This window comes from Mixta sp., assembly GCF_024610815.1.
GTDB lineage: Bacteria > Pseudomonadota > Gammaproteobacteria > Enterobacterales > Enterobacteriaceae > Mixta > Mixta calida.
The window spans coordinates 1-13,619 of record NZ_JANION010000122.1 but is presented as its reverse complement, the minus strand read 5'-3'; the positions used below and the strand labels follow the sequence as shown (position 1 = coordinate 13,619).

The window sequence follows — 13,619 nt, the reverse complement described above, 5'->3', positions numbered from 1 at the left end:
GCGGCGCATTTCGGCTTAATGAGCAAAGTCAGTGGCGTCGGAAGCCGTGCGCCAGGCTTCGAGATCCTGACGCGCAGCCCGCATCTTCTGTTCTGCAAGCGTGTTGGCAATGGCGCCAACAAACAGATGCACCGGCGGCGTCTCAGCGGTAGCCGTCTGCAAGATGAGCGCGGCCACCTTCTCAGGATCGCCCGCCTGTTTCCCGTCCAGGCTATTGAGATGAAGATCGAGTGAGGCCTGAGCCTCGGTGTAATCGGCTATCCTGTTGCGGGCAACGGCCAGACTCTCCTGAGATAAAAAGCCCGTCCGCACCGGCCCCGGATAAACGACGGTAGCCTTAATCCCCAATTCAGCCACTTCAGCCGCCAGCGTTTCCGTTATTCCGGCGATGGCGAATTTGCTGCCGACATAGCTGCCCCAACCCGCATAGCCACCCTGAAAGCCGACAATTGACGCCACGTTAAAGATGTGTCCGCTACGCTGACGTCGCAAATGCGGCAAGGCATAACGCAATACATGCAGCGGCGCGAAAACGTTAACGTCAAAGTTGCGCCGCAGTTCGTCATCGCTTAATGCTTCGATCGTGCCCTGCTGACCATAACCAGCGTTATTGACTACGCGGTCAATGCGGCCAAACTTGCTGATAGCTTTCTCTATGGCCGTTCGCACGCTCGACTCATCGCAAAGATCGACTTCCAGCGCCAGCAGGGTCGCGCTCTCTTTACCCAGCGCCTGTTGCAAGCTGGCAAGGGTGCGCGATGTGGCGACCACGGCGTCTCCCTGGGCCAGCGCCTGACGCGCCAGCGACAGTCCGATACCGCGTGCGGCGCCAGTGATAAACCAGACGTTGACGTTATTTGATGGATTCATACGCGTTATCTCCTGCACACATTAATAGGGGCTGGCGGTAGGACGCACAATGATTTCACTGACGTCGACGCCGTCCGGCTGCTCAACGGCATAGCCAATCGCCTGGGCGATAGCCTGCGGCGGCAGCGCGACGCGGCGAAACTCGCGCATGGCGTCGCGCGCCACGTCGTCGGTGATGTGATCCGCCAGTTCCGACTCCACCACGCCCGGACAGATAACCGTCACGCGCAGGTAATCGCTCTCCTGACGCAGCCCGTCGGAAATCGCCCATACGGCATATTTACTGGCGCAGTAGACCGCCGCAGTCGGGGAAACCGCATGGGCGCCGATAGAGGCAATATTGATCACCTGCCCCTGTTTCTGCCGCTCCATGACCGGCAGTACCGCTGCGATGCCGTGCAGTACGCCTTTGATATTGACGTCGATCATCTGATTCCATTCATCGATTTTCAGCGCCGAGAGCGGCGAAAGCGGCATCACGCCAGCGTTATTCACCAGCACATCGATTTTCCCGTATTTCTCCATGGCGAAATCGGCCATCTTCTGCACGCTGTGCGGCTGGGTAACGTCCAGTTCAAGCGTATCGATAGTCGCGCCCTGCGCCCGCAGCTCATCGCACAGAGCGGCAAGCCGATCGGTGCGGCGCGCGCCGGCGATCAGCCTATGCCCCTGTAAGGCCAGATGTCGGGCCGTCGCCTCGCCAATACCGCTGCTGGCGCCGGTCAGTAAAATAACTTTGGATGCGTTTACGTCGTAAGATTTCACAGGCAGATCCTCCAGGTTTTACATGCCGGAGCCGGTAGCGGCGCCGGGTGTGTGGAACTGAGTGAAAGCTTAGAGCCGCAGAGCAGGATGAAACAGGTCGATACCTATGGCATCATTGCCTAATCCTATAGAGATGATTATTTTTAAAACGCTCTGTGCCATAATCATTGCATGTTTATGTCATCAACGGGTTACGTGCGCCATGTTTGTTCCTGCCTCCGTTCAGCAAAAAGAGATGATCGATCTGATTAAGCAGCTTGCGCCCCATGAAGGCTATACGCGCACGCTGCTGGAAAGCGTGCGCCTGATGCGCGCCGATCATCCTTTAGGGCGCACGCCGGTGCTGTATGAGCCGAGCATTGTGATCGTCTGTCAGGGAAGCAAGCGCGGTTATGTGGCGGACAGGATCTTCTCCTATGACGCCCAGCACTATCTGGTGCTGTCGGTGCCCTTGCCTTTTTCGACCGAAACCTTCGCCAGCAAAGAGGAGCCGCTGCTGGCGATTTCAGTGCGGCTCAATATGACCTCGATAGCGGATCTGGTGTTAGAGGTCGATCGACAGGCCAGCGGCGCGATGGCCGACCCGATGGGGATTGTTTCCACGCCGCTTGACGGTGCGCTCGCCGATACCGCCCTGCGCCTGCTACGGGCGCTGACCAATCCGCTGGAGGCGCGAGTGCTGGGGCCGGGAATTGTCAGAGAGCTTTGTTTTCGTGTACTGACCGGCGTGCAGGGCGGCGCGATACGGGCCGCCTTAGCCAGTCACGGCAGTTTTGGCCGCATCGCGCGCGCCCTGAAGCGCATTCATGACGACTATGCGCAGGCGCTGGATGTCGGTCTGCTGTCGGGCGAAGTGGGCATGAGCATTCCCACCTTCCACGCCCATTTTAAAACCGTCACCGGCACTTCGCCCGTACAGTACATAAAATCGGTTCGCCTGCACCAGGCGCGGCTGCTGATGATCCGCGATAACCTGACGGCGGCGGGCGCGGCCGTGCGCGTCGGTTATGAAAGCCCTTCGCAGTTCAACCGGGAGTTCAAGCGCACCTTCGGGCGAACGCCCGGCGAAGAGGCGCGCGAAATGAAAATGCTTTTTGCGCTGATGCCGATAGCGCAGCTGGAAGGCATTGCCGCCACCCACTAGCGACGGGCGCGTTAGCGGACGGGGGTGACAGACAGGATGGCGTCAATAAAAGGCAGGCAAAAAAACGGAGGCCGCAGCCTCCGCATCTTTAACGGCGGAATTATTTATCTTTGCCGAAGCCCTGCTTCACCAGCGCAGGCAGCACGTCCGGGAAGTAGATGTTTTTGTAGTAGTTGGCTACGGTATGGCTCCAGTTCTCGCCGCCATCGCGGTTGATGGTTTTCCAGTGCTGTTCCAGCTCGTCGTTGAACTGAGCAATCTGTTCCACCATACCTTCAGTCTGATATTTCTCTTCATGACGGAAAGTAAAGAGCGGCAGACGCGGCTTCAGGTCGGCAGGACGATCGACATAGCCCAGCGCCATACCCACCAGCGGGAACGTCAGCGGCGGCAGATTGAACAGCTCAATAAACGCCGCCGGACTTCTTCTCATACCGCCGATCGGCACCACGCCGAGGCCCTGCGCGCGCGCCGCCGCCATCGCGGACGCCAGCGCAATGCCGACATCGGTGCTGCCGGAGACGATGCTTTCAATACTTTCGTGGGCGATCTGCTGTTCGCCAATCAGCGCCATCGCTTCACGGGTTTTATGCATATCCAGCACAAAAGTAATAAAGACCGGCGCCTGCGCGATCCAGGGCTGGCCGCCTGCCAGCTCGGCGATTTTCGCTTTGGTCGCTTTGTCGCGCGTGACGATCACCGACACCTGCTGCGAGTGAACCGAGGTCGGGGCGCGGTACGCAGAAAGGATAATGTCATCCAGAACGGCATCAGGAATTGCTTTATCAAGATAGCTACGATCGCTGCGATGAGTGATCAGTGTTTCAATAACCGGATTCATTATTCCTCCTCTGGTGTTAAATCCTGCCGGATTGTAGAGGAGCCCTTTCTGCGCAGCTTGCCACTCTGTGCCGTCCCGGCGTTAAAACGCCGAAGGCATCTCCCTGAGCGCGGGCGGCCAGTCGCCGGGCCAGACATAATGATCTTTCAAAATGCGGCTGCTGTAATCCAGGCAGATACGCAGGGGCAGATCGGGATAGAGGCGATCCATATTTTGCTGAAGCGCTTGCGCATCGGCCGACAATGCCAGCTGCGCAAAGAAATCGTCAATGTAGCGACGGGTAAAATCGATGGCCGACGGCAACAGATGCAGGGAAGATGAGGAGTGCCCTGGGATAACCACATCCGGCCTCATTTCTTTCAGCCGCTCCAGCGTATTAAGCCATTGCTGCAAACGTTCAGGCGTACGCATATCCGCCAGCCAGACGTGACAATCGGAAAAGACCAGGTCGGAAGCAATAAGCGTTCGGGTTGCGGGTATCCACAGTGGCGCAATTTCAATGCAGTCGCCACACATGATGCCCGGAATTTCTATCGCCTGACCTTCCAGCCAGATAACGGAATCTTCCAGCCTTTCGGCGGTAAACTTAATCGTTGCGCCATTTTTTTGCAGTATCGTTTTGCCCCAGTAAGCGATTTTGAAATCCCAGGCGTCGTTAATGGCATCCGCTATCTGCCGGTAGGCAACAATACGCGCCTCTGGCCAAACCTGTTTGATAACTTCAATGCCCAGATAGTGATCGGGATGAAGGTGCGTAATAAATATTGTCGTCAGCTCTCGCTTCAGTTCCAGCAGTTCGGCTACCAGCCGGTGCGCATTAGCCAGGGTAAACTGCGCATCAACCAGTATCGCCTGACGCTCGCCGTAAATAAGGGTAGAGGTGACGCCAAAGCCATCATTTTGATCGCTACTCAGGAAAACTTTTGTTTGGGGCTGAACATGTTTCACGCTATACCTCCTTTTAATAATTGTTTTCCATCTTAATTAACCCAACCGTCGAATAAATTTAATAGTGGATAATCATTCATTTCGTTTAGGGAACCTTCCCCGCAGTTAACACCGATCGCCGTCGTAACGCAGGACCAGGCTTAACGACAAAAAAATACCATTAATAAACGTATGGACATTGCATTATCGGGAAACTGGACTAACTTTATTAACGAGTTCCTGTGTAACCCTTTGCTGTAGACGCTTTTTCGTCATCCGGTTCCGGTTCATTGCCACGGAGCCGGATTTTTTTTATCCACTGAATATCGCCGCCAACGGCTATTCTCTCCCTTCCCTGCGTAAATCACTGGCCCTGGCAGTAAGATGAAAACCCATAAAAAAACCGGCCCCGTCTTATCAACAGGGCCGGCTTTATCGTTACGGCTTAGCGGCGGGCGCGCACCAGCTGGTAGCGGCGCGTGAAGTATTCAAACGGCGCGCTCCAGACATGCACCAGGCGGGTAAAGGGAAACACGAGGAAAATCGTCATGCCCAACACCAGATGAACGCGATAAATCCACTCCACGCCATCCAGCCAGGTTGAAGCGTTGCCCTGGAAGGTGACCACCGATTGTGCCCAGCCGACCAGCTTCATCATCCCCACGCCGTCGAGATGCCGCAGCGAAAAGAGAATCGAGGTCAAACCGAGGATCAGCTGCACCATCAGAATGCCGAGAATGACAATATCAGCGCGGGTCGAGGTGGCGCGGATGCGCGGATTGAACAGGCGACGCTTCAGTAGCATCAGCCCGCCGACCAGCGCCATCAGGCCAAACACGCCGCCCGCAACCATCGCCAGTTTTTGCTTGGTGGCGATGGCAAGAAAGGGTTCATACACCCAGTGCGGCGTCAACAGCCCGAACAGATGGCCGAAGAAGATGCCGATAATGCCGATATGGAACAGATTCGAGGCGAGGCGGAAATTGCCTTTGTCCAGCATCTGGCTCGATCCGGCGCGCCAGGTGTACTGCCCGTAGTCGTAGCGCAGCCAGCTGCCGATAATAAACACCGTGCCGCACAGGTAGGGATAGATCTCGAAGAAGAAGATGTTGAGGTAGTGCATTATTTAGCTCCTCCGGCTGACAGGTCCAGATATTGCGGCATCGTCTGCTGCTGAATGCGCTGCTGATGCGCTTTCTCCGGCGCGGAGTCGCACTCCTGCGCCCGATCATCGATAAACTTAATCTGCGCCTCCTCCCAGACCGCATCCAGCGCCTGTCGGGTATCGTCACGCGGCTCCTTGCTCACCTGCGCGGCGACGCTGCTGCTGCGCAGCGGGCTGCCCGCCCAGACGAGCAGCGCGTCAAACAGCTGGCTGAAGGCGCTGCCGCGCTGTTGCAACCGCCCGCCGAGCAGCGCCAGGATCGGGGCGACATCCTGTATCCCCTGGCGCGCCGCCGGTTCCGGCTGAAGACTGAGATATTCCAGATAGAGCGGCAGATAGTCCGGCAGCTCACGGCAGTTCAGCAGCAGTCCCGCCTGCTCATACTGCGACAGCAGATCGACCATCGCCTGGCCGCGATCGCGCGATTCGCCATGTACATGTTCAAACAGCAGCAGCGAGGTGGCGCAGCCGCGATCGAAGGTCTCGCACCACTCCGACTGGCGATCGAGCAGCGCGCCGCCAAGCCAGCCGTCGACAAAGCCCTGCAACATCGGCGCACGCTGCGCCACCAGCGCGCACAGCTCCTCGCGTTCTTCCCACAGCGCTTTTTCCGGGTACTCCAGCAGCAGCGCGACAATTTTCAGCATCTGCATTACTCGCCCTCCGCTTTGTGGGTGATGTTGATGGCGTCGATGCGGCGGCTGTTGAACAGGTTGAATTTGCTGTCGCTGCCGTGGCAGCCGTCGCCGAAGGTAAAGCCGCAGCCGTTGCGCTCCGGGAAGGCGTCGGCCGCCAGCTCACGGTGGCTGGTGGGGATCACGAAGCGATCCTCATAGTTGGCGATCGCCAGATAGCGGTACATATCCTCTACCTGCGCCACGCTCAGACCGACCTCTTCGATGGCGCGCGTATCAGTCACGCCCTCAACCGTCTGCGAGCGCTTGTAGTGGCGCATCGCCATCATACGCTTGAGCGCGCGCAGCACCGGCGCGGTGTCGCCCGCGGTCAGCAGGTTCGCCAGGTACTGCACCGGAATGCGTAACGATTCTACCGCCGGCAGCACGCCGTCGCTTTTCGGCAGCTGACCCGCGTCCGCCACCGACTGAATCGGCGACAGCGGCGGCACATACCAGACCATCGGCAGCGTGCGGTATTCGGGATGCAGCGGCAGCGCCAGCTTCCAGTCCATCGCCAGCTTCCATACCGGCGATTTCTGCGCCGCCTCCAGCACGTTCTCCGGGATGCCCTGCGCCAGCGCTTCGGCAATGACGACCGGATCGTTGGGGTCAAGAAACACCTCCAGCTGTCGTTCGTAGAGGTCGGTTTCATGCTCGGTGCTGGCGGCATCGGCGATGCGGTCGGCGTCATACAGCACCACGCCGAGATAGCGAATGCGCCCGACGCAGGTTTCCGAACAGACGGTCGGCATGCCCGATTCGATACGCGGATAGCAGAAAATGCACTTCTCCGACTTGCCGCTTTTCCAGTTGAAGTAGATTTTTTTGTAGGGGCAGCCGCTGATGCAGAGGCGCCAGCCGCGGCACTTATCCTGATCGATCAGTACGATGCCATCCTCTTCGCGCTTGTAGATGGCGCCGCTGGGACAGGTCGCCACGCAGCTGGGGTTAAGGCAGTGCTCGCACAGGCGCGGCAGGTACATCATAAAGGTGTTTTCAAACTGGCCGTACATCTCCTTCTGCATGGCGACAAAGTTGCTGTCCTGCGAGCGCAGGCTGAATTCGCCGCCCAGAATCTCCTCCCAGTTCGGGCCCCACTCAATCTTTTTCATGCGCTGACCGCTGATCAGCGAGCGCGGACGCGCGGTCGGCTGATATTTACCCTCCGGCGCGTTATGCAGGTGCTGATAGTCGAAGCTGAACGGCTCGTAATAGTCATCGATGCCCGGCACTTCGGGGTTGGCGAAGATTTTCGCCATGACGCCCGCCTTGCCGCCCAGCCGCGGCTCCAGCTTGCCGTTGATTTTCCTGATCCAGCCGCCTTTCCACTTCTCCTGATCTTCCCAGGCTTTCGGGTAGCCGATGCCCGGCTTGGTCTCGACGTTGTTGAACCAGGCATACTCCATCCCTTCGCGCCCGGTCCAGACGTTTTTACAGGTAATGGAACAGGTGTGGCAGCCGATGCATTTGTCGAGATTCATCACCATTCCGACCTGTGAACGTATTCTCATTTTCTCTCCCCCTGCACCTGATCCTGACCTTCGCCATCCAGCCAGTTAATGTTTTTCATCTTGCGGATCATAATGTACTCGTCGCGGTTGGAGCCTACGGTGCCGTAATAGTTAAAGCTGTAGGCGAGATGGGCATAGCCGCCGATCATGTGGGTCGGTTTCGGGCAGATGCGGGTCACGGAGTTATGAAAACCGCCGCGGATGCCGGTCACTTCGGAGCCGGGGATATTGGTGATGCGCTCCTGGGCGTGATACATCATGGTCGAACCCGGCTTGACGCGCTGGCTCACCACCGCGCGGCAGGTCAGCGCGCCGTTGGCGTTGAACACCTCGACCCAGTCGTTGTCTTTGATCTCCAGCTCACGCGCGTCATCCTCGCTCATCCAGATAATCGGCCCGCCGCGCGACATGGTCAGCATCAGCAGGTTTTCGCTGTAGGTGGAATGAATGCCCCATTTCTGATGCGGCGTCAGGAAGTTCAGCGCTTTCTCCGGGTAGCCGTTCGACGGAATATGTTGCAGCTGCGTCACGCTGCGGGTATCGATCGGCGGACGATAGGCGACCAGGCTTTCGCCGAAGGCGCGCATCCACGGGTGATCCTGATAGAGCTGCTGGCGACCGGACAGGGTACGCCACGGGATCAGCTCATGCACGTTGGTGTAGCTGGAGTTATAGGAGACATGCTCATCCTCCAGCCCGGACCAGGTGGGGCTGGAGATGATTTTGCGCGGCTGCGCCTGAATATCGCGGAAGCGGATCTTTTCCTCCTCCTTGCGCCGCGCCAGATGGGTATGCTCGCGGCCGGTGATCTCGCCCAGCGCTTCCCAGGCCTTCACCGCCACCTTGCCGTTGGTCTCCGGCGCCAGCGTCAGGATCATCTCCGCCGCGTCGATGGCGCTGTTGATCATCGGCTGACCTTTCGCCGGGCCGTCCGGCTTGACGTAGTTCAGCTGGCGCAGCAGTTCCACTTCGTTCGCCGTCTCCCAGTTGATCCCTTTGCCGCCGTTGCCGATTTTCTCCAGCAGCGGGCCGACAGAGGTAAAGCGATCCCAGGTAGCGGGATAGTCGCGCTCAACGACAATAATATTCGGCGCAGTTTTACCGGGGATCAGGTCGCACTCGCCTTTATGCCACTCTTTAATTTCATAGGGCTGCGCCAGTTCTGCGGGCGAATCGTGCTGAATCGGCTGCAACACCACGTCGGTTTCCTGTCCGAGATGGCCGACGCAAAGCGTGGAGAAAGTTTTGGCGATATCCTTGTAAATCTCCCAGTCGGTGCGTGATTCCCAGACCGGATCGACCGCAGCGGAGAGCGGATGAATAAACGGATGCATATCCGTGGTGTTCATATCATCCTTCTCATACCAGGAGGCGGTCGGCAGCACCACGTCGGAGAAGAGACAGGTGGTGGACATGCGGAAATCGAGCGTCACCAGCAGATCGAGCTTGCCCTCCAGCGCTTTCGTCTGCCACTCCACCTCTTCCGGGATAGCGTCGCCCTTGCCGACGCACTCTTCCCCCTGAATGCCGCTGTCGGTGCCGAGCAGGTATTTCAGCAGGTATTCATGGCCTTTGCCCGACGATCCGAGCAGATTGGAGCGCCAGATAAACAGGTTGCGCGGATGGTTATTGCCATCGTCCGGCTGCTCGCAGGCGAAGCGCAGCCTGCCGCTTTTCAGCGCCTCTACCGTATAGTCCACCGGCGACTGGCCCAGCAGCTTCGCCTGCGCGGCGATGCGTAGCGGATTGGTATTCAGCTGCGGCGCCGACGGCAGCCAGCCCATGCGCTCGGCGCGCACGTTGAAATCGATCAGCTGGCCGCTGAAGCGCTCCTTCTGCGCAATCGGCGACAGCAGCTCGCTGATGCTCAGCTTTTCAAAGCGCCACTGGCTGGCGTGAGCGTAAAAATAAGAGGTGCTGTTCATCTGGCGCGGCGGACGGTTCCAGTCGAGCGCGAACGCCAGCGGCATCCAGCCGGTCTGCGGGCGCAGCTTCTCCTGGCCGACATAGTGCGCCCAGCCGCCGCCGGTCTGCCCGACGCAGCCGCAGAACACCAGCATATTGATCAGGCCACGGTAGTTCATATCCATGTGATACCAGTGGTTGAGACCGGCGCCGACGATAATCATCGAGCGTCCGCGCGTTTTGTGGGCAGTCTCGGCGAACTCGCGCGCGATAGTCTCCAGATGCTGACGCGGCACGCCGCTGATCTGCTCCGCCCAGGCGGGCGTATAGGCTTTTACGTCGTCATAGCTCTGCGCGCAGTTGGCGTCGTCCAGTCCGCGATCCAGCCCATAGTTGGCCAGCAGCAGATCGTAGACCGTCACCACGCGGCCCGCCGTGCCGTCCGCCAGGGTGATATGTTTCACCGGCAGCTGATGCAGCAGGATCGGGTCCTGTTTCACATGGCGGAAGTTAGGGCTTTCATTGCCGCCGTAATAGGGAAACGCCACCGGCGCCACGTCGTCGCGGTGGTCAATCAGGCTGAGACGCAGCGTTACCTCCTGGCCCGCCGCCAGCGGTTCCAGGTTCCATTTGCCCTTTTCGCCCCAGCGGAAACCGGCGGAGCCGTTCGGCGCCACCAGGTCGCCGGTTTCGCTGAAGGCGACGGTTTTCCATTCCGGGTTGTTGGTTTCGCCCAGCCCGTCGGCGAGATCGGCGGCGCGCAGCAGGCGGCCGGAAGTGTAGTAGCCCGCCTCGTTCTCCTCCAGCAGCACCAGCATCGGCATATCGGTATAGCGTCGCGCGTAGCTGAGGAAGTAGTCGCTGGGATTGTTAAGATGAAACTCTTTCAGAATAACGTGGCCCATCGCCATCGCCAGCGCGCTGTCGGTGCCCTGCTTCGGCGACAGCCACTGGTCGCACAGCTTGGCCACTTCCGAATAGTCGGGGCTGATGGCGATGGTTTTGGTGCCTTTATAGCGCACCTCGGTAAAGAAATGGGCGTCGGGGGTGCGCGTCTGCGGCACGTTGGAGCCCCAGGCGATGATATAGCTGGAGTTGTACCAGTCGGCGGACTCCGGTACGTCGGTCTGTTCGCCCCAGGTCATCGGCGACGCGGGCGGCAAATCGCAGTACCAGTCGTAAAAACTCAGGCTGGTGGCGCCGATCAACGACAGATAGCGCGTGCCGGCAGCGTAAGAGATCAACGACATCGCCGGGATCGGCGAAAAGCCCGCCACGCGATCCGGCCCGCACGTTTTAATTGTCCAGATGTTGGCGGCCGCGATCAGGGTGTTTAGCTCGCGCCAGTCGGAGCGGATAAAACCGCCGTGGCCGCGCGCCTCTTTATAGCTGCGGCTTTTTACCGGGTCAGTGACGATCGAGCCCCAGGCGTCGACCGGATCGCTGTGCTGCGCCAGCGCCTCGCGCCACAGTTCTACCAGACGTTTGCGCACCAGCGGGTACTTCAGACGGTTGGCGCTGTAGATATACCAGGAGTAGCTGGCGCCGCGCGGACAGCCGCGCGGTTCATGATTGGGCAGGTCGGGACGGGTGCGCGGATAGTCGGTCTGCTGCGTCTCCCAGGTGACAAGGCCGTTTTTAACGTAAATCTTCCAGCTGCATGAACCGGTACAGTTAACGCCGTGCGTCGAACGCACAATCTTATCGAACTGCCAACGCTGACGATAGCTGTCCTCCCAGTCGCGGTTGCTGTTCATCAGCTGACCGTGACCGTCGGAGAACGTGTCGCTTTTTTGCCTAAAATAACGAAACTTGTCCACTAGCTTGCTCATTACCTGCTCCTTGCAGAGGGGGCACCCCTGCGGTTACATGGTTCATTGCATAGCCTGAAAAACAGGCAGAAAGGGAACATCGCTGTGATTAGTTTTTAGAGGTGCGGCGACCGTAAACCAGCCAGGTCACCAGAATGCAAACGATATAAAACACCAGGAACACCTTCATCGCGCCGACCGGCGAGCCGGTCATCGCCAGCGAGGTGCCGAACGCTTTTGGAATAAAGAAGCCGCCGATAGCACCGATGGCGGAGATAAAGCCGAGCGCCGCCGCGGTTTCCGTCACCGCGATATGCTGCGCCTGCGCTTCCGTACCGCCCGCGGCCAGCACGCGTTTGCGCGTCAGGGTGCGAAAAATGACCGCGATCATCTGAAAGGTCGAGCCGCTGCCAAGACCGGCGGTTAAAAACAGCCCCATAAACACGGCGAAAAAGGCGATGAAGTTGCCCGTACCGTGGCCTGGCAGTGTGGAGAACAGCAGCAGCGTAAACAGCGCCATCAGGATGAAGTTGATCAGCGTAACGCGGATGCCGCCGAGCTTATCGGAGACGATGCCGCCCACCGAGCGCGCCAGCGCGCCGAGAAAGGGTCCGAAAAAGGCGAGCCGCAGAATATCAACGGAAGGAAACTGCGTTTTCGCCAACATGGCGAAGCCGGCGGAAAAGCCGATAAAGGAGCCGAAGGTCGCCAGATAGAGCAGGCTCAGCAGCCACATATGGCCGCGCTTCAACACCACAAGCTGTTCGCGCAGCGACGCCTGCGCGCCCGCCAGCGTATCCATGCAGAACCAGGCGGTCGCAACCGCTATCGCCAACAGCGGCACCCAAATCCAGGCGGCGTTCGCCAGCCACAGCGCGCCGCCGTCCGCCTGGTCGACGCCATGCACGCCGAGAAAGGCGAACAGCGGCAGCGTAATCACTACCGGCGTTACCAGCTGCATCACGCTGACGCCGAGATTGCCCAGCCCGCCGTTAATGCCCAGCGCGCTGCCCTGCCGCGCCTTGGGGAAAAAGAAGCTGATATTGCCCATGCTGGAGGCGAAGTTCGCGCCGGCGAAGCCGCACAGCAGGGAGATAATGATAAACACGCTATAGGGCGTGGCGGTGTTCTGCACGGCGAAACCGAGCCAGACGCAGGGAATAATCAGGATGGCGGTGCTGATCACCGTCCATTGCCGTCCGCCGACCAGCGGCACGGCGAAAGAATACGGCACGCGCAGGATAGCGCCAGAAAGCGAAGGCAATGCAGTAAGAAGAAACAGCTGATCGGTGGTGAAATGAAAGCCGACTTTGTTGAGGTTTACCGCCACTGCGCTGAATAACATCCAGACGCAGAAGGCCAGCAGTAAGGCGAAAACCGAAACCCAGAGGTTACGTCGCGCGATCTTTTTTCCGGTCTGAGCCCAAAAACGTGGGTTTTCAGCGTCCCAGCCACGCAGAGAGGCGTGCGTGTTGCGTTGATCTAAAGCCATGTTCATATTCCCTGTCAAAATCAATGAAGGTGGAATGAAGCAAAGCGACAAATTCCCGTAAGCGTAGACGGGTTATTTAGAGGGATCAATAAACGCCAAGAAATAATAAAAAATGTTACAGTTAGATTGCGAAACAAAATAAATGCAGCAAAAACAGTCACTACCAGTAAAAAAGCAGCAATCACTTATTTACCTTGATAGCAATTAACGGCAAAGACCGTTAAGTTTGGAGGGATAAAGGTCCGTTTTTGTGATCGCTGCCACGCGCCAGCGCATGTTCTCATGGCCATGCGCCATGACCACTTCGGTTTAACATCGCCGCGCCTCTTTCAGTATGCTTTTCCACTGGATAACTTACTGCGGCGCCGCCGCTTAACCTTAAGGTGCATTATGTCCTGTTTTCAGCCCGTCGCGCTTAACCATGCCAGCCGCCTGCTCAATCACGGCCCTACGGTCTTGATTACCAGCGCCGACGCCGCTTCCGGCCGTCGCAACGTGATGGCCGCCGCCT

10 protein-coding genes and 1 pseudogene are annotated in these 13,619 nt (G+C 58.5%); 2 read left to right on the top strand and 9 right to left on the bottom strand.

The genetic code is table 11. The annotated features are described in order from the left end of the window. Positions 1 to 15: 15 nt before the first annotated feature. Both MYY08_RS08585 and MYY08_RS08580 read right to left on the bottom strand, forming a co-directional pair. On the bottom strand, positions 16 to 870 hold the full coding sequence (locus tag MYY08_RS08585; protein ID WP_104951491.1) for an SDR family oxidoreductase: 855 nt from the start codon (positions 868 to 870) through the stop codon (positions 16 to 18). 21 nt (positions 871 to 891) lie between these two features. Then, positions 892 to 1,635, bottom strand: a complete 744-nt coding sequence (locus MYY08_RS08580; RefSeq protein WP_038626157.1) for an SDR family oxidoreductase — start codon at positions 1,633 to 1,635, stop codon at positions 892 to 894. A 235-nt stretch (positions 1,636 to 1,870) separates the two neighbouring features. Between MYY08_RS08580 and MYY08_RS08575 the strand changes: the two genes are divergently transcribed. Further along, positions 1,871 to 2,779: an AraC family transcriptional regulator gene (locus MYY08_RS08575; RefSeq protein ID WP_288013922.1), complete on the top strand. Its 909-nt coding sequence runs from the start codon at positions 1,871 to 1,873 to the stop codon at positions 2,777 to 2,779. Between the two features lie 100 nt (positions 2,780 to 2,879). Here the strand turns inward: MYY08_RS08575 and MYY08_RS08570 are convergent, their stop codons facing one another. From MYY08_RS08570 to narU, 7 genes are all read right to left on the bottom strand, one after another. Next, positions 2,880 to 3,620 (bottom strand): nitroreductase family protein, encoded by a 741-nt coding sequence (locus MYY08_RS08570; RefSeq protein WP_288013921.1) that lies wholly within the window; start codon positions 3,618 to 3,620, stop codon positions 2,880 to 2,882. Between the two features lie 81 nt (positions 3,621 to 3,701). After that, entirely contained in the window at positions 3,702 to 4,568 is an 867-nt protein-coding gene (locus MYY08_RS08565; protein ID WP_159378895.1) for an MBL fold metallo-hydrolase, read from the bottom strand. Between the two features lie 424 nt (positions 4,569 to 4,992). Next, complete coding sequence (gene narI / locus MYY08_RS08560; RefSeq protein ID WP_288013931.1) at positions 4,993 to 5,673, bottom strand: respiratory nitrate reductase subunit gamma; 681 nt, start codon at positions 5,671 to 5,673, stop codon at positions 4,993 to 4,995. Beyond that, on the bottom strand, positions 5,670 to 6,365 hold the full coding sequence (narJ, locus tag MYY08_RS08555; protein WP_288013920.1) for a nitrate reductase molybdenum cofactor assembly chaperone: 696 nt from the start codon (positions 6,363 to 6,365) through the stop codon (positions 5,670 to 5,672). Before narJ ends, narI begins: the two co-directional genes overlap by 4 nt. After that, positions 6,365 to 7,900 (bottom strand): nitrate reductase subunit beta, encoded by a 1,536-nt coding sequence (gene narH / locus MYY08_RS08550; protein ID WP_288013919.1) that lies wholly within the window; start codon positions 7,898 to 7,900, stop codon positions 6,365 to 6,367. Before narH ends, narJ begins: the two co-directional genes overlap by 1 nt. Next, on the bottom strand, positions 7,897 to 11,637 hold the full coding sequence (locus tag MYY08_RS08545; RefSeq protein ID WP_288013918.1) for a nitrate reductase subunit alpha: 3,741 nt from the start codon (positions 11,635 to 11,637) through the stop codon (positions 7,897 to 7,899). Before MYY08_RS08545 ends, narH begins: the two co-directional genes overlap by 4 nt. A gap of 88 nt (positions 11,638 to 11,725) precedes the next feature. Continuing rightward, positions 11,726 to 13,108: a nitrate/nitrite transporter NarU gene (gene narU / locus MYY08_RS08540; protein WP_084970107.1), complete on the bottom strand. Its 1,383-nt coding sequence runs from the start codon at positions 13,106 to 13,108 to the stop codon at positions 11,726 to 11,728. Between the two features lie 390 nt (positions 13,109 to 13,498). On the opposite strand from narU, the pseudogene MYY08_RS19245 reads away from it, so the two are divergent. Further along, positions 13,499 to 13,619, top strand: a pseudogene (locus tag MYY08_RS19245) (flavin reductase family protein); the annotation flags it as partial.

What these genes read in the sequence shown, in the direction of transcription:
- MYY08_RS08585 (WP_104951491.1), bottom strand. Translation starts at nt 870, where the DNA reads ATGAATCCATCAAATAACGTCAACGTCTGGTTTATCACTGGCGCCGCA.
- MYY08_RS08575 (WP_288013922.1), top strand. Translation starts at nt 1,871, where the DNA reads ATGATCGATCTGATTAAGCAGCTTGCGCCCCATGAAGGCTATACGCGC.
- MYY08_RS08570 (WP_288013921.1), bottom strand. Translation starts at nt 3,620, where the DNA reads ATGAATCCGGTTATTGAAACACTGATCACTCATCGCAGCGATCGTAGC.
- narJ (WP_288013920.1), bottom strand. Translation starts at nt 6,365, where the DNA reads ATGCAGATGCTGAAAATTGTCGCGCTGCTGCTGGAGTACCCGGAAAAA.
- narH (WP_288013919.1), bottom strand. Translation starts at nt 7,900, where the DNA reads ATGAGAATACGTTCACAGGTCGGAATGGTGATGAATCTCGACAAATGC.
- MYY08_RS08545 (WP_288013918.1), bottom strand. Translation starts at nt 11,637, where the DNA reads ATGAGCAAGCTAGTGGACAAGTTTCGTTATTTTAGGCAAAAAAGCGAC.
- narU (WP_084970107.1), bottom strand. Translation starts at nt 13,108, where the DNA reads ATGGCTTTAGATCAACGCAACACGCACGCCTCTCTGCGTGGCTGGGAC.